Annotated in this window: 15 protein-coding genes and 1 pseudogene; 7 read left to right on the top strand and 9 right to left on the bottom strand. The window is 70.2% G+C overall.

What is annotated here, in order from left to right; genetic code table 11:
- Positions 1 to 16: 16 nt before the first annotated feature.
- From ACFJIX_RS25675 to ACFJIX_RS25660, 4 genes are all read right to left on the bottom strand, one after another.
- Positions 17 to 1,279, bottom strand: a complete 1,263-nt coding sequence (locus ACFJIX_RS25675) for a M56 family metallopeptidase (RefSeq protein ID WP_377155446.1) — start codon at positions 1,277 to 1,279, stop codon at positions 17 to 19.
- Entirely contained in the window at positions 1,272 to 1,697 is a 426-nt protein-coding gene (locus tag ACFJIX_RS25670) for a BlaI/MecI/CopY family transcriptional regulator (protein WP_377155445.1), read from the bottom strand. The genes ACFJIX_RS25675 and ACFJIX_RS25670 overlap by 8 nt, the downstream gene beginning before the upstream one ends.
- Positions 1,698 to 1,817: 120 nt before the next feature.
- Positions 1,818 to 2,162, bottom strand: coding sequence for an HAD family acid phosphatase (locus tag ACFJIX_RS25665; protein ID WP_377155444.1), 345 nt, complete (start codon positions 2,160 to 2,162; stop codon positions 1,818 to 1,820).
- Positions 2,129 to 2,767, bottom strand: a complete 639-nt coding sequence (locus tag ACFJIX_RS25660; RefSeq protein WP_377155443.1) for an HAD family acid phosphatase — start codon at positions 2,765 to 2,767, stop codon at positions 2,129 to 2,131. The genes ACFJIX_RS25665 and ACFJIX_RS25660 overlap by 34 nt, the downstream gene beginning before the upstream one ends.
- Before the next feature lie 123 nt (positions 2,768 to 2,890).
- On the opposite strand from ACFJIX_RS25660, the gene ACFJIX_RS25655 reads away from it, so the two are divergent.
- On the top strand, positions 2,891 to 6,364 hold the full coding sequence (locus ACFJIX_RS25655; RefSeq protein WP_377155442.1) for a P-loop NTPase fold protein: 3,474 nt from the start codon (positions 2,891 to 2,893) through the stop codon (positions 6,362 to 6,364).
- Between the two features lie 24 nt (positions 6,365 to 6,388).
- On the opposite strand, the gene ACFJIX_RS25650 is transcribed toward ACFJIX_RS25655, so the two are convergent.
- Positions 6,389 to 7,864 (bottom strand): 3-deoxy-D-arabino-heptulosonate 7-phosphate synthase, encoded by a 1,476-nt coding sequence (locus tag ACFJIX_RS25650; RefSeq protein ID WP_377155441.1) that lies wholly within the window; start codon positions 7,862 to 7,864, stop codon positions 6,389 to 6,391.
- Position 7,865: 1 nt separating this feature from the next.
- Positions 7,866 to 9,219, bottom strand: a pseudogene (gene chrA / locus ACFJIX_RS25645) (chromate efflux transporter).
- Between the two features lie 113 nt (positions 9,220 to 9,332).
- On the opposite strand from chrA, the gene ACFJIX_RS25640 reads away from it, so the two are divergent.
- Positions 9,333 to 9,746 carry a DUF5329 domain-containing protein gene (locus ACFJIX_RS25640; protein WP_377155440.1) on the top strand — a complete coding sequence of 138 codons (414 nt, stop codon included), beginning with the start codon at positions 9,333 to 9,335 and terminating at the stop codon, positions 9,744 to 9,746.
- A 76-nt stretch (positions 9,747 to 9,822) separates the two neighbouring features.
- On the opposite strand, the gene ampC is transcribed toward ACFJIX_RS25640, so the two are convergent.
- Together ampC and ACFJIX_RS25630 are read right to left on the bottom strand one after the other, a co-directional pair.
- Positions 9,823 to 11,043, bottom strand: coding sequence for a class C beta-lactamase (gene ampC / locus ACFJIX_RS25635; RefSeq protein WP_377155439.1), 1,221 nt, complete (start codon positions 11,041 to 11,043; stop codon positions 9,823 to 9,825).
- 136 nt (positions 11,044 to 11,179) lie between these two features.
- Positions 11,180 to 12,409, bottom strand: coding sequence for an esterase-like activity of phytase family protein (locus ACFJIX_RS25630; RefSeq protein ID WP_377155438.1), 1,230 nt, complete (start codon positions 12,407 to 12,409; stop codon positions 11,180 to 11,182).
- A 137-nt stretch (positions 12,410 to 12,546) separates the two neighbouring features.
- Between ACFJIX_RS25630 and ACFJIX_RS25625 the strand changes: the two genes are divergently transcribed.
- Positions 12,547 to 12,978 carry a hypothetical protein gene (locus tag ACFJIX_RS25625; protein ID WP_377155437.1) on the top strand — a complete coding sequence of 144 codons (432 nt, stop codon included), beginning with the start codon at positions 12,547 to 12,549 and terminating at the stop codon, positions 12,976 to 12,978.
- A gap of 37 nt (positions 12,979 to 13,015) precedes the next feature.
- Here the strand turns inward: ACFJIX_RS25625 and ACFJIX_RS25620 are convergent, their stop codons facing one another.
- Positions 13,016 to 14,953: a T6SS phospholipase effector Tle1-like catalytic domain-containing protein gene (locus tag ACFJIX_RS25620; RefSeq protein WP_377155436.1), complete on the bottom strand. Its 1,938-nt coding sequence runs from the start codon at positions 14,951 to 14,953 to the stop codon at positions 13,016 to 13,018.
- A gap of 225 nt (positions 14,954 to 15,178) precedes the next feature.
- On the opposite strand from ACFJIX_RS25620, the gene ACFJIX_RS25615 reads away from it, so the two are divergent.
- The 4 genes from ACFJIX_RS25615 (at position 15,179) to ACFJIX_RS25600 (ending at position 20,407) form a co-directional block, all read left to right on the top strand.
- A complete protein-coding gene (locus ACFJIX_RS25615; protein WP_377155435.1) occupies positions 15,179 to 16,501 on the top strand; it encodes a pentapeptide repeat-containing protein in 1,323 nt (440 codons plus the stop codon).
- Complete coding sequence (locus ACFJIX_RS25610) at positions 16,440 to 17,687, top strand: hypothetical protein (protein WP_377155434.1); 1,248 nt, start codon at positions 16,440 to 16,442, stop codon at positions 17,685 to 17,687. Before ACFJIX_RS25615 ends, ACFJIX_RS25610 begins: the two co-directional genes overlap by 62 nt.
- Positions 17,684 to 18,052 (top strand): hypothetical protein, encoded by a 369-nt coding sequence (locus ACFJIX_RS25605; protein ID WP_377155433.1) that lies wholly within the window; start codon positions 17,684 to 17,686, stop codon positions 18,050 to 18,052. Before ACFJIX_RS25610 ends, ACFJIX_RS25605 begins: the two co-directional genes overlap by 4 nt.
- Before the next feature lie 132 nt (positions 18,053 to 18,184).
- Positions 18,185 to 20,407 (top strand): diguanylate cyclase domain-containing protein, encoded by a 2,223-nt coding sequence (locus ACFJIX_RS25600; protein ID WP_377155432.1) that lies wholly within the window; start codon positions 18,185 to 18,187, stop codon positions 20,405 to 20,407.
- Positions 20,408 to 20,424: the final 17 nt, after the last annotated feature.

The raw sequence follows: 20,424 nt of genomic DNA, 5'->3' as shown, positions 1-20,424 counted from the left end.
CGGCCGGGGCGGCCGTTCAGTCCAGCAGCGTCGGCGTGATTCGCAGATCGATGATCGGCATGGCCCCGTCCACGGGCGCGACGTTCAGGTGGGAGGGCTGCGCGTTGGCCATCACCGACTCGTTCGCGTACAGCGGGCGTCCGCCCTGGCTGGCCACGAAGGTCACGAAGAGATCGCCGAGCAGGCTGCCCGGCGGCTGCCGGCGCGCGGTGAAGACGAGCTTGACCTGATCCGGCGTGGGTTTGTCGAGCGTGCCGCCCATCAGCACCATGGCCTGCTCGCCCTCGCGGACGATGAGCCGCATGGCCGATTTGCGCTTGTCGCTCGCCTCCTTCGTGCCGGTGGTGACTTCCACGGCGATGTCGAGGCTGATGCGGGCTTCGCCCGGCGGGATGTCCGCGGGCTTGGGCTTGGTCGCGTGCACGGCGTTGGCGGCGCCCAGCGCCAGGGCGGCCAGCAGCGTGGCGCCCAGCAGGCGGCGGACGAGGGAACGCGGCGGGTGACGCAGCATGGCGACTCTTTCTATCAAGGGGTGGGACGAGCGCCAGCCGGACCACGGCTGGAGTGGCGAAGGGGATTGCTGGGCACGCAGCAGCGCGCGGCCGTAGTCGGCCTCGCGGCCGGGGAAGCGGCGCATCACGGCCTGGTCGCAGGACACCTCCTGGTCCGCGCGCATCGCGCGCAGCGCCAGCCACGCCAGCGGGTTGAACCAGTGCAGCGCGCAGAGCGCGGCGGCGAGAGCGTTCCAATGGTTGTCGAAGCGACGGCGATGGACGTCCTCGTGGGCGAGCACCAGCGGGCGTTGGATGGCGTCGAAGCGTTGCTCGAAATCCGGCGGCAGGACCAGCCGGGCCGGCCACAGACCGACCAGTGCGGGGCCTTGTTCGCCGATCCAGTGGCGGGCGTGCGCGTCGCGCGTCAGCGTCGCACCGAATCGGCGCTGCAGCCAGACCATGCGCGCGACGATGACCATCGCACCGACGGCCCAGAGCGACAGCCAGAGCATCGCGGATGCGAGCGGCGAGCCGGCAACCGCGGTCGACGACTCCACCGGCGGGGCAATGATCATGCGCATCTGACCAGGCGTGTAGGTCAGGGGCGGGCGGCTCGCGGGGAGCAGGTCGACCAGCAGCAGCGCCGGCAGCACCAGCCAGGCCGCGTAGGCCAGCCCGGGGCTGAAGCAGCGTGTCAAGGGACGACGCAAGGTCAGCAAGGCGACCGCGACGAGGGCAACGAGCGCGCTCTGCCGGAGCAACGCATGGAGCAGGGCGTCAGTCATCGGCGGCGTCTCCCTTGCGGGACCTGCGCGGCTTGGCGGCGCGCTGCTCGTGGTCGTCGATCAACTGCTTGAGCGCCTTGACGTCGCTGGCCTTGAGCTGGCGGCGCGCGGAGAAGTGCGACACCAGCGGCGCGAGGCTGCCGCCGAACAGGCGGTCGAGCAGCGAGAGGCTCTCGCTGTGCGCCCAGTCGGCGCGCGGGAAGCGCGGCGCGTAGAGGAAGCGCCGGCCGTCGCGCTCGGCGACGAGGGCGTCCTTCTTCAGCAGCCGGTTCAACAACGTCTTCACCGTGGCGAGCTGCCAGTCCTGCCGGTCGGAAAGCGCCGCGGCGATGTCCTCCGCCGACAGCGGCGAGGAGCGCCAGAGCACTTCCATGACCTCGGCTTCGGCGGAGGTGATGGGCGGGAGATCGTCGGGCATGTGATTCCGTTTACGCGTGTAATCGAATGAATGATTACAGCTGTAAATGGAATCGTCAAGCCCTCAAGCCCTCAAGCGCTTAAGCCCAGGGACCACGTCCGGTGGCCTTGCGTTGATCGATTACTGAGCGGCGGACGCTCCGGACGCCGGGACGGCTGGTTCGGCGGAGCCGGGTCCGCGCCAGGGCTTCAGCGCGTCGTAGCGTTGAGGCAGCGTCAGGGAATCGCCCCAGGATCCGTAAGTCGGATTGGGGATCGGCACCCAGGTCAGGCCCCAGCGTTTCGCGTGGTCCTGCTCGACGTACTTCGCGCGGGGCACGAAGTCGTTGAGGTCGTCGCCGACGAGCATGGCGATGCGATGCGTGCGCGCCACCGCCAGGCGCCTGGCGCTCTTGTCGGATTCGGCCCAGTCCGCGCGGTCGCCGCGCAGCATCAGGTCGCCGGGAGCGACGGGGCGGCCCAGCACCCGTTCCAGATTCGCGAGCGTCTGCGCCTTCTGTGGGCACGCGGCGTGAAGGCCTTCGGTCCGTAGGGGCCGTTGGCGGGGCAGGTCCGGTTGGTGACGAAGACGACACGGAAGCCGAGGGCGCGCGCACGGGCGATGAACTCGGGCGCTCCCGGGATCGCGGTGGCCTGCGCGGAAGCGACCCAGGCGGCCCACGAGGCGCTGTCGTAGGGCTTGCCGGCCTGGATGCGCCACGCCTCGTACGGCGAGTTGTCGACCACCGTCTCGTCGACGTCCAGCACGATCGCCGGCGGCTTGCGGGCGAAGCCGCCTTGCGCGGCCTGCTCGAGCGACGCGGTCTCGTGGGTGGCCTTGCGCGCGGCGGGGAGGCGGGCGGTCGCGGCGCGATAGACCGCGAGCGTCGCGGCCTGCCGCTCCGCCGCGGTCTGGAACCACAAGGTGGCCGTCACGCCTTCACGGCCGATGATCGGTGGCTCGCTGGCGGAGACCGCCGGAGCCGCCGATGTGACCTGCGCCATCGAGACCATGGCGGTCATCGGGCTCATCGCCACGACCGCGGCCAGCGTCGTGCGTGTGAGGCGGAGTCGGATCGCTGCGAGGCGCATGCCGGTGACTTTCTCGTGGTTCGGAACGCGTGGATTGTGCGATGGCGCGGGCTCATCCCAATTGATGATGCGCGGGCCGGGGCCGCGGGATATACGGATGACGTTGCCCACTCGCTCCTCGCCATGCAAGCTCCCTCGCCCGGCTCGCCCGGCTCGCCTGCGACGCATCGACGCGGTGGCCGTGTCTGGCTGACGATGGGGCTCGTCTGGTGCGCGCTCGCCACCACCGTGGCGTTGTTGCAGCCGCCTGGGCCAGTGGACTCGGCACTGCCGGTCACGCGCGTCGAGCGCGGTCTCTGGGAGTGGTGGCTTCTGCCCGTCGAACGCAACGCGTTCCGGCGCCTGCCCGATGTCAGCGGAAACCTCACGTCCATCGCCGTCGACGACGACAGCCAGCGGTGGTGGCTCGCGAGTGACGACGGCGTCACGATCGAGACGCTGGACGGCGGCGCGAGTTGGCACTCGGCGGATCGCCCCGGCACTTCCAGGATGAGGGAGGTGCGCCTCGACGCGGCTCACCCCGTCGGCGCGGTGATCATGGAGAGTGGTCGCATGTTCGTCATGGACGAACAGGCCCGGCGTTGGTCGGAAGCCGGCTACGGGTCGTCGGCCATCGCGTCGTCGAGCGTCGTCCAGTCCGTGAACCGGCCACCACCGCGCGATGTGAAGGCGCCGCCGGTGCAGTCGCTCCCGGTGCAGGCGTCCCCGGCACCGGCCTATCAGGAAGGGGACGGCTTCCGGCTCCTGACGGTTGTCCGCTTGGATGACGCGGGGCGGCGCGCGTGGGCGCTGGGGAAGAACGGCCTCCTGATCACGTCCGACGATGGCGCGCTGACGTGGTCGCCGGCGACGAGAAGGGCCTTGGACGGGCTGCTGAGCGTCGACTTCTCCGGCGACGGCGAACGCGGCTGGGCCTACGGTGCCAGCGGCACCGTGCTGAGGTCCGACGACGGCGGCAAGACCTGGCGCTCGCAGCCGGCGGGCATCGCGGCGGGACTGGGCGTGCTGCGCGTCAGCGCCGACGGCAAGAAGGCTTGGGCGATGGGCGCGAAAGACGACAGCGTGCTCCAGACCACCAACGGCGGCCTGCTGTGGGAATCCGGGGACCTGACCGCGCCGGACGCGCAAGCGGCGATGGCGCGTCCGCGTCAACCGCTGCGGCCGCCGATGCCCTTGCCCTTTGGCTTGCGCACGGGCTACATCGGCGCGGACGGCCTGCGCGGCTGGGCCGTCGGCGAGGGCGGCCTGCTGCTGACCACGCGCGACGGTGGCCGTACCTGGATTGATCCCCGTGTCTATGCGCGCTATCCGGCGCCTTGGTACTGGCTCGCTCTGCTGCTGTCGGTGCCGATGTTCCTTCGCGCCTGGCGGTCGTTCACGCAGGCGCGCCAGGTGGTGGCCGGCATGGCCGACACGCCGGCCACCGACGCGGCGTTGACCGACCCGAAGCAAGACCGGCTCAACTTCGAGCCGCTCGCCGCGGGCATCTCCCGCTTCCTGCGCAACCCGGCGACCGAGCCGCCGCTGACGCTCGCCATCACCGGCGACTGGGGTTCGGGCAAGAGCTCGCTGATGGGCCTTGTCTGCGCGGACCTGCGCAAACACGGCTCTCGGCCGATCTGGTTCAACGCCTGGCACCACCAGAAGGAGGATCACCTCTTCGCCGCGCTGCTGGGCGCGCTGAGCAAGCAGGCGCTGCCGCCATGGCTCAGCCTCGATGGCATCGGCTTCCGGCTGCGCCTGTTGTGGCTGCGCTCGCGCAAGCACTGGGCGTTCACGGTGCTGCTGTGCGCGGCGGCGGCGTTGATCCTGACCTTGCACGCCGGGATGAACGATCCCGCGGCGGAGGCGCAGATGCTGCGGCGCGTCGACCAGGTGCTGGGCTCGCTGGTAGGGCAGGAGCCCGCGAAGACCGCTGCCGCGCCGACAAGGACGGCGGCGGGACCGGCGTCGGATGCCGCTTCGAGCACGACGCCGAGCGCACCGCCCTTGCCCTGGGCGGAATGGCTCGCGCTGTTGACGGTCGCGGGCACCACGCTGGCCGCGCTGCGCAAGGCGCTGACGGCCTTCGGCGCGGATCCCGCCGCGCTGCTGGCCGGCGGGCTTCAAGGGATGAAACCCAAGCTCGCCGCCGAGCAGAACAGCTTCCGCACGCGCTTCGCCGAGCAGTTCGGCGAGGTCTCGCGCGCCTTGCCCGAGCGCGTGGTCGTCGTCATCGACGATCTCGACCGCTGCCGGCCCGAGGCCGTGCTCGAGATCATGGAAGCGGTGAACTTCCTGACCTCGTCGGGGCAGTGCTTCGTGCTCTTCGGCATGGCGACCGACAAGGTGCAGGCGGCGCTGGCGATCGCGTTCGAGCGCATCGCGAAGGAGCTGGCGAGCGCGTCCGCATCCGATGCCAACGCCAACCCCGAGCAGGCCGCGCGCGAACAGCGCCGCGCCTACGCGGCCAACTACTTGCAGAAGCTGATCAACCTGGAGATCAAGGTGCCGACCGCGCAGTCGTATGAGGCGTGGCGGCTGCTGACCGACGATCCGGCGATGGCCGCCTCGTCGTCGTGGCGGCGCGAGGCGATGCAGGGGCTCCGTCGCCACGCGATGTGGTTGGCGCTCGCGGGCGCGATCGCAGGCGGCGTGAGTCTGGGCGTCCTGCTGCGCCCGCAGCTTCCGTTGAAGGCGCAAGCGCAAGACCTGGCAACGGGGCCTGTGTTGACGGCCGCGTCCGCCCCGGAAGCCGCCGCTGTCGCGAGCGCCGCGAGCGCGCCGCGCTGGGTACCGACGCCGGGCCTTGGCGCATCCGATCCGACGCTGGCCTGGGGGCGATCCCCCGCGCAGTCGGCGACGCGGGTCCTCGTGCAAGCCGGCGCGGACAGTCATGCGGATGAATGGATCGTGGCCGGCGTGCTGGTCGTCGGCGCCGCGTTGGCGGGACTGCTGCTCCTGCGCGCCGCGAGCCGGCGCCATCGCGAGGCCACCGATTCCAAGGACTTCCGCGACGCGCTCAAGGTCTGGACCGAGCTGGTCCGCGAGTCCGCCCACACCCCGCGCGCGGTCAAGCGCTTCGGCAACAAGCTGCGCTACTTCGAGATGCTGCAGCAAGGGGAAGCGCGCGATCGCACGTTGCTCGATGACCTCAAGGCGCGGCTGCGCCGTTTCGCCACGAGGGACGACGACGCGCCCTCGGCGGCGAACCCGCCGAGCGCAGAGCCGAATCGACGGATCGCCGCGCAGCAGCTCGTGGCGCTGGGCGCGCTGCACGAAGCCTTCGGCGCAGACTGGCTGTCGCGATTCCGGTCGGATCTGGGTCACAGCCGGCCAGGCGACTTCTCGACGTTTTCCCAGTACGACGACGTGCGACTGATCGATGACGCGGAGCGCTTCATCGCGAAGCACGAACTGCTGTTCGGCACCGGATGGCCGCCGCGTCCGGAAGAGGTGGAGGTCTTCGCGCGCCTGCTCGACGGGATCCGCATGCCTGGCGAATCGGAGGAGGTCGACATGCGCGGGCCATCCGAGAACAGCGCGGCAGCAAATGCGGAGCCGGATTCGGAGCTGCCTTCGCCTTCGCCTTCGTCCAGTCGGCCCGAAATGAAATGACCGGTCGCTGCCGATCGATCGCTCTCAGGCCGTCACCGCGGTCAGCAGGTCGTGCGGATGGACCATCAACTCGCGCACGACGCGCAGCGTCGCGTACTGGTGCAGGACCGAGGTGAAGGCGGGCGCTTCGAGCAGCAGTCGCCAGACCGGGCGCAGCAGGGAAGGGGTGACCGGCGAGCCGTCCTCCAGCCGCATGGCGACGTCCAGGCTGGCCTCCGCGGAGAGCAGTTGCATGCGGCTCGCCGCGTTGAGCAGCCGCGGCGCGCGCTCCTCCGGACCGTCGCAGCAATAGAGCACGGCGCGCGCCAGATCGCCCTGCTCGGTGGGCAGCGTGCTCAGCGAGGCGCCGCGCAGGCGCACGTCGCCATCGTTCGAGGCGAACCCATAGGTCGTGCCGATGTCGGCCTGCGCCAGCAGGCGCAAGCCGCGCAGCAGACGGGGCAGGTCCGTCGTCGCGGCATCCGGGGAGGCCTTGGCTTCGATGAGCAGGCAAAGGTCCCAGTCCTCGTCGCCAGGCTCCGCGGTCCCATGGCGCCGCAGCAGTGCCACGTCCCATTCGCTCTTCGCGCGTTGCGCATCGCCGGGGAAGGAGGGCGGCACCCGCAGCGAAGTCGCGACCCGGTATCGCGTGCCACCAACACCGGCACTGATACCAACACCGGCACTGATACCAACATCGCCGTGGCCCGTGCCGACACCGCTGCCGCCTTCCGCATTCATGCGGCTGACGAGCGCGTCGAGCGCCTCGGTGGCCAGCGCCTCCACCGCGTCGCCGCGCTGCTGCGCGCCTGCGCCGCTGGCGGCCGCCTGCTCGCTGCCGGCGACCGGTCCTTGCCGGTCCCACAGCGCGCGATAACGCGCCACGAGTGCATCCGAGGACAGCGCGTCGAGGCGCCGGAGATGCTTCATCGCACTGTCGTCGGCGAGGCGCTCGAGGCCGCGAAGGAGCAGCGGTTCGGTGCGAACCTCGGGCAGGTCGCGCAACGGCGCGATGACGTCGGAAACATGCGCCCAGTCGCCCGCTTCGCCCGCGGCGTGAAGCGCCAGGAGCGCCTCGCGCGCCGGGCCCGGCGATCGGCGCTGCGTCTTCGCGGGATGGGCGAGGGCGTTGACCGCGGCGCGGACCGCGCGACGATCGCGCTCGGCATGCGCGCTGAGCGAGGCGTACTCGCGGACCACCGCCGAGCGGTGGCGCAACACCATGGCCTGGAAGGCGGGGTCGCCGCCGCTTTCCGCGATGTCGTCGCCATGCGTCTTGAGCGGACGCATCGCCTCGCCGATCAGGTCGGCGAGCGCGTCGAGGAACAGCGTCTGCACGGCGTCTTCGGGTGCCTCCCCGCGGGCGAGTGCCGTCCGTGCGTGTTCGATCGCGACGGCGAGCGCGGTCGCCGCGCCCGCGGCGCGAGCGTCCTGCAAGGTCGCCGGCAGCGCGGGCGCGCGATACCGCCGGGCCGTCCGCCGCAGCGCGTCTTCGAGGAGCGGGGGCAGGGCCTGCGACACCTCAAGCGCCCATGGCCATCGACCACGCCAGCCCGATCGCCGCGCAGGCGCCGAGCAGGGGGAGCACGCCCCACTTGAGGCGGAACAGCGCGAACGCCGCGGCGGCGGCGATCAGCGCGGACACGAGGTCGAAGCGGCCATGCAGCCCGTCCGACCAGAACACGTGCCCGGCGAAGAAGCAGGCGAGATTGACGATCACGCCGACGACGGCCGCGGTGATGGCGGTGAGCGGCGCGCTCAGGCGCAGGTTGCCGTGCGTCGACTCGATCAGCGGTCCGCCGGCGAGCACGAGGACGAAGGACGGCAGGAAGGTGAAGAAGGTGACCACCGCGGCCGCGATGGCGCCGGCGAGGAAGGGCGCCTCGGGCCCGAAGGGTTGCGTGTTCCAGCCGCCCATGAAACCGACGAAGGCCACCACCATGATCAGTGGGCCGGGCGTGGTCTCACCGAGCGCCAGCCCGTCGATCATCTGAGGCCCGCTGAGCCAGTGATGCTGGTCGACGGCGCCCTGGACCACGTAGGGCAGCACGGCGTAGGCGCCGCCGAAGGTCATCAGCGCAGCCTTCGTGAAGAAGCCGCCCATCCGCGTCAGCACGCCGTCGGCGCCGTACAGCAGCACCAGCCCGCCCATCGCGACCGCCCACAGGCCGAGACCAACGCCGAGCACGCCCAGCAGCCGGCGTCGCGTGAAGCGCGCATGCGGGGGGCGTGGGCGTGTCGTCGTCGATGAGCGCGGGGCCGTAGCCGCTCCGGGCCGCGTGGGGCCCGGCGCCGGAGAACGCCGCCGGCGCCAGGCGCGCGCCGACGGCACCGACGACGCCGGCCGTCAGCACGATCAATGGGAAAGGGGTGTCGAAGGCGAAGATCGCGACGAAGGCCGCGACCGCGATGGCCCACAGCCAGCCGTTCCTGAGCACGCGCCCGCCGATGCGATGCGCCGCATGCAGCACGATCGCCGTCACGGCGGGCTTGATGCCGTAGAACAGCCCGGCGATCACCGGCTGGGTGCCGAAGGCGGCATAGACCCACGACAGCGCGACCAGGATCAGCAGCGACGGCAGGACGAAGAGCCCGCCGGCGACCAGCCCGCCCCAGGTCCGGTGCATGAGCCAGCCGATGTAGGTGGCCAGTTGCTGGGCCTCCGGGCCGGGCAGCAGCATGCAGTAGTTGAGGGCATGCAGGAAGCGCCCCTCGCTGATCCAGCGGCGCCGTTCGACGAGCTCGGCATGCATGATCGCGATCTGCCCGGCGGGGCCGCCGAAGCTGATGAATCCCAGCTTCAGCCAGAAGCGGAAGGCTTCCCGGAATCCGACCGCGGGGGGGCGGTCCGGCGGAGGGGAGACAGGGCGGGTCATGCGGAGATCGAATGGCGGCGGGCCGGACGCGAGGGCCGGGCGATGGCAGCGAAGTGTGCCTCATCAGGCGCCATGGCAACATCGCGCTTTCCGACGCCACGACGACCTTGCCCATGCGCGCCCCTGTGATCACGATGCTGCTCGCCACTGCGTTGACCGCGACCTTCGCACCGGCCTTCGTCAAGGCCGATCCGCTGCCCCCGGCCGCGAAGGCCGAAGTCGCCGCGCTGCTCGACAAGCTGACCGCGTCGTCCTGCCAGTTCAACCGCAACGGGGACTGGCACTCCGCCGCCGAGGCGAAGACCCACCTCGAGCGTAAGCTGAGCTACCTCGAGGACAAGAACCTCGTGAAGACTGCGGAGCAGTTCATCGACCTCGGCGCGTCCAGGAGCAGCATGAGCGGCAAGCCCTATCTCGTGCGCTGTGGCGGCACGACGCCGGTCGAGAGCAAGACCTGGCTCACGCGCGAGCTCGCGACCGTGCGCGCCGCGGGGAAGGGCGCCTCGGCGCCTTCGCCCGCGCGTTGAACTCATCTTGCTGACGCGCTTGCGCTGAAGCGATCACGCTGAAGTGCTCACGCTGAAGCTGTCCAGCCGAGTCGCTTCAGCGGGTGGTGCTCGCCTGGAGCTTGCCGAGGATCGCGTAGGCCGCGTCCACGCGCTCCGGGATCGGCCAGCTCCGGTTGCCCAGCAGCACGACGCCGATGCGTTGCGTCGGCACGAATACGACGTAGGCGCCGAAGCCGCGCGTCGAGCCGGTCTTGTTGAACAGCCGCGGTCCCGCCGGCGTGTGGTCCAGCGGCTTGACCGCCGTGGTCACGCGCCCCAGCGCGTTGCCCGCCTGAAGCTGCGCCAGCGACACCGGCCACGGGTACTGCTCCCAGCCCAGGCCCTGCGTCATGCCGTCGACCTGGAAATGGCCGACGTGCGTGGCCTCGACCGCCTGGCGGGTCGTCGGGTCAAGGCCGCCGGGATCGATGTTGACCTGCATGAATCGCACCAGATCCGCCGCCGTCGTCTTGATGCCGTAGGACTCCGCGTCGAACGCGCCCGGCGAGACCCGCACGGCCATGTCCTGGATCGCCCCCTGGAGCTCGACCTTGTCGTAGCCCGTGGCGTAGTCGGCCATGGCCGCCGTCGGCACCCGCAGGTAGGTCTCGCGCAGGCCGAGCTGGGGCAGCAGGTCCGCCTCGACCGCATCGGCGTAATCGCGTCCCAGCGCCGCGGCCGCAGCGCGGCCGAACAGGCCGATGCTCGGATTCGAATAGCGCCGCTTCTCCCCCGGCGCGAAGTCCGGCTTCCACTGCTGGAGATAGCGCAGCATCGACGCCTCGTCGGTCACCGCGTCGGGCACCTGCAGCGTGAGGCCGCCGGCCGTGTAGGTGACGAGGTTCAGCAGCGTCGCGCGGTCGATCGGATGGCCCTTCAGCGCGGGCAGGAAACGGCTGGGGTGGTCCGACAGCTGGAGCTTGCCTGCCACCAGCGCCTTCGCGCCCAGCGTCGCGTTGAAGGTCTTGCTGACGGAGCCGACCTCGAACAGCGTCCTGTCGTCGACCGGCTGGCCGGACTGCTTCGACGCGACGCCGTAGTTGAAGACGTAGGACCGTCCGCCGACCGTCACGCCGACGGCCATGCCGGGGATGTCGTTCCTCGCCATCATCGGGCGGACCGCCGCGTCGACGGCCGCGTGGATCGCCGCGGCATCATGCACGGGGTCACGCACGGGGTCAGTCGTTGCCTGCGCGGAGAAGAGCGCGAGACCGGACGCGGCGAGCGCCGTCAGTTGTGCCGTCAGTCGCGCCGCGGCGCGTGGAATCCCATGCATCGATGAAGCCTCGTTGGAATCGTTGGAATCGGTCCGCGCGAGATGCGCGGCGTTCAACCCGGACCATAGAGGCTGTCGCCCTCCGGCTGAAGGCGAAAGGCGCGTTACGGGCGGCCGCCGTAACGCGCCCCTGATCTCAAGGCTGGACTTCGAAGACCAGCATCTGGTTGCGGTCCGTCAGCGAGTCCGCCGTCGGGAAGTTGTCGTCGGCGACGACGACCAGGCTGCGCTTGCCGTTGGGCAGCTTCGGCCCGAAGGTCATGCCTTCGAGGTTGGCGATGCCGCCGAGCTGCGTCTTCAGCGTCTCGAAGTCCAGCACCAGCTTCTTGCTCACCGGCGTCGCGCCGGTCAGCGAGGGGGCCGTCAGCACGTTGGTCGCGTTGGCGGTGTCGATCTCGTAGAGCCGCACCTGGTTGCCGATCACGCCGACCGAGAAGCTGCGCTCCAGCACCAGGAAACGCGTCGCCGACAGCGCCAGGATCTCCGTCGGACCGTTGACCGTGAACTGGTCGGCCGGCACCGGCGTGGCCTGCACCTTCTCGATCGGATAGACGTACTGCGCGTTGGCCACGCCGCTCGCGCGATCGAAGCGCGTCAGGCGCGACGCGCTGCCCGCCGCCGGCGTCGGTGTGGCGCCGTCCTGGATCAGCGCGCCTTCCATCAGCACCCAGGCCGACTGGGCGTCGGGCGAGAAGCTCAGGCCCTCGAAGACCAGGTTGCCGCGCGGGCCGGTCTCCTGCGCGCTCATCTGGAACATCGCCGGCAGGGTGTACTCGCGCACGTGGCCGCCCTGCGGCGAGATCTCGCGGATGAAGGGGTTGATCACGCGCGGCGGCGTACTCGTCAGCGTGCGGTCGCCCTCGCTGAGCCAGACCCAGTTGCCGGTGACCGGATCCACGCGGACCGACTCCGGATCCGCGACCTTTGCGTCCGGCACTTTGGGATAGACGCTGCCGTCCGGCTGCTTCATCGTCACCACGCCGGTGAAGCTCACCGCGCTGAAGGTGTTCGCGTCGAAGCTCAGCTTGGCGGTGTAGAGGCGGGGCGCGCCGGCGGAGTCCGTCGTCGTGCGGTCGTCGCTGATCAGCACGTAGGTGTCGGTCTTGGGGTCGTAGTCGACGCCGGACAGCCCGCCGACGACCGTGCCCGCGTAGTCCATCCGGCGCGGCAGCACCTGCTGGCCGATCAGGCGCAGGCTGGAGACGGTGATGTTGTTGTTGCCGTTGATGGGCTCGCCGGCGTCGTCGTCGCTGCCGCCGCAGGCGGCCAGCGCTGCGGTCGCCACCAGCAGCGGCACGAGGCCGCGGGTCGCGGCGAGGGAGCAAGCGATGGAACGGCGGAAGGACAGCGTCGAGGTGAAGGACATGACAGCGATGGAGGTCGTGATGCGTGTCATGTTCGTTGCGCAAGGTTGCGCCGAGGTGACAGGCCGTCGCTATCATTCGCACCCGCCGCGCCGCATCATTTCGAAACACATGGCCGGCCGATCAGGGAGAAGAAGTCATGCGAGCCGTGCTGCTCATCATCGTTGTCGCCATCCTGGGTGTCGTCGGCTGGAAGAAGCGCGACGAGATCCCGTTCCTGCGCGATGCCGCGCGGCAGGTCGAGCGCCAGGCAGAGAAGGTCGAGATTCCCAAGAACCCCTTCGCCGAGAGCCCGCCCGTCACGGCGGATGACCCGCGGACGAATCCGGTCCCCGGCCGCGCGCGCCGCTGCCTGGTCAACGGCAGCGTGCTCTACACCAACGATGCCTGCCCGGCGGGCAGCACCGAGCAGCAGGTCAAGGGCGGCACGATCACCGTCATGCCGGCCTACAAGGCGCCGCCGGCGCCTGCGTCGGCCAGCTCCGGCATCCCCAACGCCCGCGACCTGCTCAAGCCCAAGGGCGGCACGCTGAAGGACCAGGCGCACGAGAAGGCGATGGAAGGCCTTTGAGGCCTCGGCGCCTGCCTCGGACGAGGTCCGCGCAGGGTCAGGTCTTGCGTCCCACCTTGCCGACCGTCTTGACCGGCAGCACCGCCAGCAGCACGCGGCCCACGCCGAAGACGGCGATGCCGAGGCCCCACGCGAGGAGCTTCACCAGCGAGCAGGCGCTCATCGCCAGTAGCGCCACGCCGGCAAGGCGGGGCATGCCGAGGGTGTCGATCGCGACCGCGGCCAGCGTCGACAGGTCTTCCAGCGCGTCGGCGCCGAAGGCCAGCGCCGGCAGCCAGCCGATGGCCAGCAGCAGCCGTGACCGCGACTCGCCCGGGTGGCGCCATCCCGCCATCCACGTGAACACGCGCGACGCGAGCCGCGACAGCAGGTAGGCCGCCGCCAGCAGGAAGAGCAGGTCCCCCGCGAGGCCCCAGAAGATGCCCGCGCGGTTCTGGCGGATCCAGTCGAGGTGATCGGGCCAGCCGTGGACCACGACGTGGACCAGGAAGCCCGCCTGGTGGCGAGCGAACTCCCACGGCGCCACGGCGCTGCGCATCAGGCACTCCCACCAGCCGCCCGGCGCCGGCAGCCTCGACTGCAGGAAGGGCAGCTGCTGCAGGTTCCAGCCGGAGAGCAGCAGGAAGACCGCGCCCGCGAGGACCGCGAACAGCAGCCACGGCAGCGACCGCCGCTCGTCCCAGACGCTGGGGCCCTGGAATGGCGCGGGCGGCGACTCGGGCGCCACGTCGACTGGGATCTTCTGCCTGCCCTTGGGGATGCGGACGACCTCCGTCGTCATGCGCCGCACCGTCATGCCGGCGAGCGCCCAGAACGGCGTGTCGTGGAGCGCGTCGTGGCGCAGCGGCAGCGTGCCGACGAAGGACTCGGGCAGCGGCATGCCGAAGGCATCGCTGCCGGCGGGCAGGCTGGACAGCGGCGGGACGCCGAGCTCGGCCGCCACCTCGTTGACCATCCACACCATCGACGCATCGGGCAGGCCGGTGCGGCCGTGGGGATAGCGACGGCTCTCCGCCGATTGCGCCGGATAGCTGCCGCCGACGTCGCAATGCACGCCCGGGGACCAGAGCTGGCGCAGCGTGCGCACGATCGGGCGGTTGAAGCGGTCGACCCCGGGCACGTCGACGCGGCTCGGCGAGTCGTAGACCCGCGGCAGGAAGGGCCAGCGGTGCTCGTCGAAGGCCAGCGCGTGGCGGACGTTGAGCATGTGCCGCTTGTCCGCGAAGGTCGCCGTGGCCGGGTTGTCGCGCGAGCCGAAGGGCGGCAGGCCGACCGATTCGACGGTGTCCCAGACGCCGACCCAGAAGACGTCCGCGGGCCGCGCGAAGTTGCGCCGGACCTGCTCCGCGAGCCGGTTGCGCGTGGCCGCGGTCGCCTCCTCGCCGCCCTGGGCGCCGCGCGCGCCTTCCTGGCCCGGTCTGGCGAACCCGCGGTGGACGAAGCGCGCCAGCGAGCGCCGCCAGTTCTTGCGGCCCTCGGCCTGCTCCTCGATCGGCGGCTGCGAGAAATAGATCCGGACCAGCGTCGGGATCAGCTCCTCGTGCTCGGGGCGCAGGATGCCGAAGAGGTTGACCATGCCGACGATCGCGCGCGCCGTGAACGCGCCCCGCGAGAAGCCGAAGCAGAAGATGCGGTCGTCGATTCGCTCGTCGAAGTGGCGCATCAGGAAGCGGTAGCCCTCGCCGATGTTGTCGTAGACGCCCTGGCCCGAGGCCAGCCCGGCGATGCGCGCCCAGCGGCGCTTGATCAGGTCGATGAGCCCGGTGGGCGGCGCCGAGTCGGGCGAGCCGACGCCGGGGTCGTAGTACAGCAGCGAGTCGATGGCCGGCCGCCGGCTGCGCAGGTAGCCGAACAGCTTGAGGACGTTGGTGTCCTCGATCCCACCGGTCAGCGTGTTGTTCGTGCCGTCGCAGAACAGCACGAGGTTGCGCTTGCGGAGGTCGACGCCGCCGGCGCCTGTCGTGCTCGTGTCCATTGGCATCCCCCTCTGTGCTTCTCTTGGCGAAGGTGGAAGGCTAGGGCGGATGGGCACGGCGGTCATCCCCCAAGGAAGGGACCTTCACGCGACGGTGCTCGGTGGCACCGGGGATCACGCCATGACCGATCACGCGGGGCTCCAGCGTTTCCCCTGCCTTGAGGATGGCGGAGCGAGCTTGCGTCGGTAAGGTGCTCGCGCGCACAACAACGTGGCGAGGCATGGATGACCGTGGAGCTCGACGACCTCAAGGAGGCCGCGGATGAGTCCGCGAATCACACCGGCAAGGCGTTGGCGTTGTTCCAGTTCGCCGGGGCCTATGTGGCGTTGTCGCTCTTCCAGCTGAGCGACTCGGACTTTGTCCTCGGCCTCGGGCAGACCTTGCCGATCATCAACGGCACCGTGCCGACGGAGCACTATCTGGTCCTCGCGCCGTTGCTGCTGCTCGTGCTGCATGTGGCGCTGCTCCTTCAATGGAGGACGCTGCGGCGGAAGGTCGATCTCTTCATCGGGCGCAGCGTGGCTGAAGGGATGGCGAGCGCGCAGGCGATCGACCTGCTGCATCCGTTCCTGCTGACCCGGTCCGCACTGCCGAGCGGGCCGGACCGGATCCTGCAGGGGGCCGCGAAGCTGCTGACATTCATCGGTCTGGTGGCCATCCCCTTGCTGCTCCTGCTGGCGATTCAGATTCGCGGTCTGGCCTTCCATTCGGCGTCGATGACGATGCTGCACCGTTTCGCGGTGCTGACGGACCTGGTCGCGCTGTGGGCGCTGATGCCACGCCGCGCTGCCGGCACGCAACGCGCGTGGCGGTCCGCGGGCTTGTTGGGCAGCGTGCTGGTCGGGCTCTACGCGATGGCGGATGCCGTGGTTCCCGATGCGTCGGTGCGACAGCTGCCGGACAGGCTGACGGACTACATCCGGCCCCGCAGGCTTGATCTGCGCGGTGCGATCCTGCAGCCCAGGCTGGCGACGGCCACGGAAGGGAAGCCGGCGGCTCAGCCGCTTCTGAACCTCCGGGCGCGCGACATGCGGTTCGCGGATCTTTCCGGGGCGGTACTGACACGGGTGGATCTTTCCGGCGTGGATCTTGGCGGTGCGGATCTCCTGAAGACTCGGTTCGTCAGTTCGGTCTTCAGCGCGAGCGATGCCGCGGATGACAGTGCCGGAGAGAAGGGACGCAGACGCACCAGCTTTGCCTTTGCCAGGGCGACGATGGCCGATTTTCGCGGGCAGGATCTTTCGAACGTCGATTTCACCGGCGCTGTCGCGATCAACGCCAGGTTCACAGGCGCCAGGATGAGCCGCACCACGCTGAAGGCAGCCTCGATGGATTTCGCGGACCTTCGGGCGGCTGATCTCCATGAGGCCGACCTTCGCCTGGCCAGCCTGATCGCCGCCGATCTGAGGTTCGCCAGATTCCTGCAAGCGGATCTGACCGGCACGGACATGCGGGGGGCGATCCTCTTTCAGGAATGCGTTCACCATGGCGCGCCTGCATCTGGCGGATCTGACCTATGTCCGATCCCAATGGCTGGATGCCAATGAGCGCGCGCAACTCAAGGCGGTTCTCGACCTTGCGGATGAGGATCGAGAGGCGACCGTGCGGGCATGGAAGCGGATCGAGGACCAGGAACAGGTGCCCACGCGCAACACGGTCTACGGCCTGCTGGCCGAATGGGGGCACTGGATCCGCTACGACTACCTGCCGATGCCGGCGGAGATCCGCGCGTCGATGTCCCGCGAGAGTTATCTCCCGCTGCTGCAGGGCCTGATCGCGGACGAGATCGCGCGGGAACCTCAGCTCAAGCGGGCGTTTGAGCGGCGGTGGATGCTGGAGTCCTGGTGGATCGAGGTGGTGAATGCCAGGAACAAGGTGCCCGACGAGAGTCAGCCGCATGAGCCGTCTCCGGGCCTGATGCGTGCACTGCTGATGGACCCCGCCCTGCTGGTCCGAGCGATGACCAAGGGGTCGCCCGATCTGCAGGACGAGCGTTTCAAGCCGTGGAGCGATGCGCTGGACGACCGTGGTGTCCTGAAGAAGGATGCGATGTCCAGCACGCCAGTCTGGTTCCCCTCGATGGCGAAATTTCTTCGTGGGGACCTGGCCGATCAGCGGCAGGGACTGATCGAACTATCGACCACGCTGCGCGAGGCTGCCAGCGCGGGCGATGACCTGGCGTACGCGACGCTGGCGCACGCGCTGGCGGGGTCGCCGGGTCCGCAGGCCGCGGACACGCAGTCGTGGCTTCAATCGACGGCGGTGGCCCGCAAGCCGGATGCAGGCACCGCGTTGGCGATCGCGGCGACGCTGAAGGCCGGCTCGGCGCCCTGGCGGCGCGTGCTCGAATCGGTCAGTGCCCCCTCCGCGGGCTTGGATTGGGAACTCGGTCGGGTTCTGAAAGATGCCCAGAGGGCGGAAAGAGCCGCCGCGAACGGGAGCGTGGAGGCGGGTCTCGTCAAGGGGGGCCTCAACTACCACGCGCTCCGGTCGGAGCGACCGGGAAAGCCGCCAGCGGACAGTCGGGCGGCGAAGGAACGCATCGCGGCTGCGCGACCGGCCGGCGACAGGAAGGGGACGGCGACAGTGGCGAAGAGGACCGACGAGGAACGGGAGGACCAGGAGAACGAGGCGTGGAGCAAGATCGCCAAGGCCGCGTTTCGCGGACATCCCTTGCCCAGTACCAGTTGGGCATCTTGTTCGCCGATGGCGGCGATCATGAACGCGCGGTGACCTGGTTGTCGCAGGCCGCGTTGAGCGGCGGGACCGATCAGTTGAACGGCCTGGCATGGCTGCTGGCGACGTGTCCGGACGCGAAGCTTCGAAACGCCGACAAGGCCATCACCTTGAGTTCCCGGGCGCTGAGACAGGCGCAGCAGGAGTCGCCCGGAGAGGCCCCGTTCATGCTGCTGGACACGCATGCCGCTGCCTATGCGGCCGCAGGGGAGTTCCTTCACGCCGTCGATCTGCAACGGGAGGCGATCGCCGGCCTGCCAAAGGATCTGGGGCAGGAGGAGCGCCGCGGGTATCAACAGCGCCTGCAGGCCTATCAAGCTCGTCGCGCTTGGCTGGACTTCCCGACACGGCCCGGGCGTTGAAGAGGGGCTCCCGCTCGCCACCGCGTCTCGAGGGGGTGGGTTTCCCCGCGCACGGCGCGCCATCCAGGGATATGTGTCGGGACAGGGAGGAGACCCCGCCCAGAGGCGTCCGGCTGAGGCACCATTCAGGGCATGCCGCTTTCCGATCCGCAACACCTCGTCGATGGCGCCGTGCGCCGCCGGCGCCGCATGACGGCCTGGCTGATCGGCGCCAACCTCACCGTCGCGCTGGTGCTGGGCGCGCTCGTGGCGCATGTGCTGGTCACGTCCCATCGCGCGTATGCGGCGCAGGCGCGCGATGTCTCCGAGGGCCTGGCCGCCGTGGCGCAACTCAACGTCGCGGCCGAGATGGGCCGCGTCGACGCGGTGCTGCGCGCGACCGCCGGCGAGATGGAACGGCTGCTCGAAGCGCCGGGCGGCGCCTCCGACGCGGTGCTGAACGAGGTGCTCCACGCGCGCTTCGGCCTGCTCTTCGGCATCGAGGCCCTGCGCGCCGCCGACGCGTCCGGGCAGGTGCGCTGGGGCACGCGGCTGCCGGCCGACGCGCCGGCGTGGATCTCCGATCGCGACTTCTTCATCAAGGCCCGCGACCTCTCGAAGCCGCTGACGCAGGTCACCGGGCCGCTGGTCTCGCGGGTGTCCGGCAACTGGGTGATCGGCTTCGGACGGCCGCTGGTGGTGCGCAACCGGTTCGCGGGCGTTCTGTACGTGACCGTGGGCGTCGATCATTTCCGGCATCTCTTCGAACGCTACGACCTCGCGCCGCTCGACGCGATGACGCTGCGCCGCGACGACCTGCGCCTGGTCGCGCGCATGGCGCCGGGCAGCCCGGCGCAGGGCGGCATCGGCGAGACGCAGGTCTCCGACAAGCTGCGCGAGATGCAGGCCGCGCAGCCGCGCCAGGGGACCTTCGTGTCGACGGTGACGATCGACGGGCAGAACCGCACCAGCGCGTACCGCGCGCTGGACGACTGGCCCTTCGTCGTCTACGCCGGGGTGAACAACGAGCGCTTCTTCAAGCCCTGGCGCCAGCAGGCCTGGACGGTGGCCTCGCTGGCCGTGTTGGCCTGGCTGCTGGTGGCGCTGGCGGCGTGGCAGGTCCATCGCGTGACGCGGCGGCAGGATGGCGCGATGCAGGCGCTGGCCGATCAGGGCAAGCGGATCCAGGCGCTGATGCGCGTCTCGGCCGACGGCATCCACATCGTCAACCGGCAGGGTCGGCTGGTGGAGTTCAGCGACGCCTTCGCGGAGATGCTGAAGTCGACGCGTGCGTCGCTGCTGGGGCGGCACATCTCGAGCTGGGATGCCAACCAGGACGAGGCCGCGATCACGCGCTGGCTTGCCGGGGTCAAGGCCGGGGACCGGCAGCGCGTCGACGTGCAGCACCGGCGCGACGACGGCGAAGTGATCGACGTGGAACTGCAGCTGAGCGTCACCGAGATCGGCGGGGAACTGATGGTGTTCTCCTCGGGCCGCGACGTCACGCAGCAGCGGCGGCTGCTGCGCGAGCAGGCGGCGATGCTCGAGAGCGACCTGGTCGGCATGGCCAGGATCTCGCGCCGCACGATCAGCTGGCGCAACCGCGCGCTGGAGCGGCTGCTCGGTTACGGGCCCGGTGAGCTGCAGGGCGTGTCGGCGCGGGTGTTCTATTGGGACGACGCGCAGTTCGAGGAGGTGGGCCGGCAGGTCTACGCGGCCTTGGCCGAGCACGGCTACTACCGCTCGCAGATCCGGATGCGGAGCAAGACCGGCGAGGCGGTGTGGGTGGACTTCGGCGCGGTGCCCTTGTCGGACACGGAGATCTTCGCGATGGCGGTCGACATCACGGCGATGAAGGCGGCGCACGAGGACCTGGCGCACGCGGCCTTCCACGACGCGCTGACGCAGCTGCCCAACCGCGTGCTGTTGTACGACCGGATCGAGCAGGCCCTGGCGCTGGCGCGGCGCGAGCGCCAGCAGGTGGCGGTCTGCTACCTGGACCTGGATGGCTTCAAGGCGGTCAACGACGCGCAGGGGCACGACGCCGGCGACCAGTTGCTGCAGACGGTGGCGGCGCGCCTGACGGCGGGCATCCGCCCGCTGGACACGGTCGCGCGGCTGGGCGGCGACGAGTTCGTCCTGGTCCTGACCTGCATCGAGGACGGGGAATGGCGCACGGTGCTGGCGCGCGTCATCGACGCGATCGGCGAGCCGATCGTGTTGTCGTCCGGGGCGAAGGTGGCGGTGGGCGTCACCGCCGGGGTCGCGGTGTTCTCGCCGGACGACACGGTCGGCGCGCACGAACTCATCGAGCGCGCGGACCACGAGATGCTGCGGGGGAAGCGCGATGGGAAGGGGCGGGTGAGGGCAGGGTGAGGGCCGGTTGAGGGCGG

Source organism: Roseateles sp. UC29_93 (assembly GCF_042695725.1).
Lineage (GTDB): Bacteria > Pseudomonadota > Gammaproteobacteria > Burkholderiales > Burkholderiaceae_C > Roseateles > Roseateles noduli_A.
The sequence above is the reverse complement of the archived record's forward strand: the minus strand, read 5'-3'. Positions and strand labels throughout refer to the sequence as shown.

What these genes read in the sequence shown, in the direction of transcription:
- ACFJIX_RS25675 (WP_377155446.1), bottom strand. Translation starts at nt 1,279, where the DNA reads ATGACTGACGCCCTGCTCCATGCGTTGCTCCGGCAGAGCGCGCTCGTT.
- ACFJIX_RS25670 (WP_377155445.1), bottom strand. Translation starts at nt 1,697, where the DNA reads ATGCCCGACGATCTCCCGCCCATCACCTCCGCCGAAGCCGAGGTCATG.
- ACFJIX_RS25660 (WP_377155443.1), bottom strand. Translation starts at nt 2,767, where the DNA reads ATGCGCCTCGCAGCGATCCGACTCCGCCTCACACGCACGACGCTGGCC.
- ACFJIX_RS25655 (WP_377155442.1), top strand. Translation starts at nt 2,891, where the DNA reads ATGCAAGCTCCCTCGCCCGGCTCGCCCGGCTCGCCTGCGACGCATCGA.
- ACFJIX_RS25640 (WP_377155440.1), top strand. Translation starts at nt 9,333, where the DNA reads ATGCGCGCCCCTGTGATCACGATGCTGCTCGCCACTGCGTTGACCGCG.
- ampC (WP_377155439.1), bottom strand. Translation starts at nt 11,043, where the DNA reads ATGCATGGGATTCCACGCGCCGCGGCGCGACTGACGGCACAACTGACG.
- ACFJIX_RS25630 (WP_377155438.1), bottom strand. Translation starts at nt 12,409, where the DNA reads ATGTCCTTCACCTCGACGCTGTCCTTCCGCCGTTCCATCGCTTGCTCC.
- ACFJIX_RS25625 (WP_377155437.1), top strand. Translation starts at nt 12,547, where the DNA reads ATGCGAGCCGTGCTGCTCATCATCGTTGTCGCCATCCTGGGTGTCGTC.
- ACFJIX_RS25620 (WP_377155436.1), bottom strand. Translation starts at nt 14,953, where the DNA reads ATGGACACGAGCACGACAGGCGCCGGCGGCGTCGACCTCCGCAAGCGC.
- ACFJIX_RS25615 (WP_377155435.1), top strand. Translation starts at nt 15,179, where the DNA reads ATGACCGTGGAGCTCGACGACCTCAAGGAGGCCGCGGATGAGTCCGCG.
- ACFJIX_RS25610 (WP_377155434.1), top strand. Translation starts at nt 16,440, where the DNA reads ATGGCGCGCCTGCATCTGGCGGATCTGACCTATGTCCGATCCCAATGG.
- ACFJIX_RS25600 (WP_377155432.1), top strand. Translation starts at nt 18,185, where the DNA reads ATGCCGCTTTCCGATCCGCAACACCTCGTCGATGGCGCCGTGCGCCGC.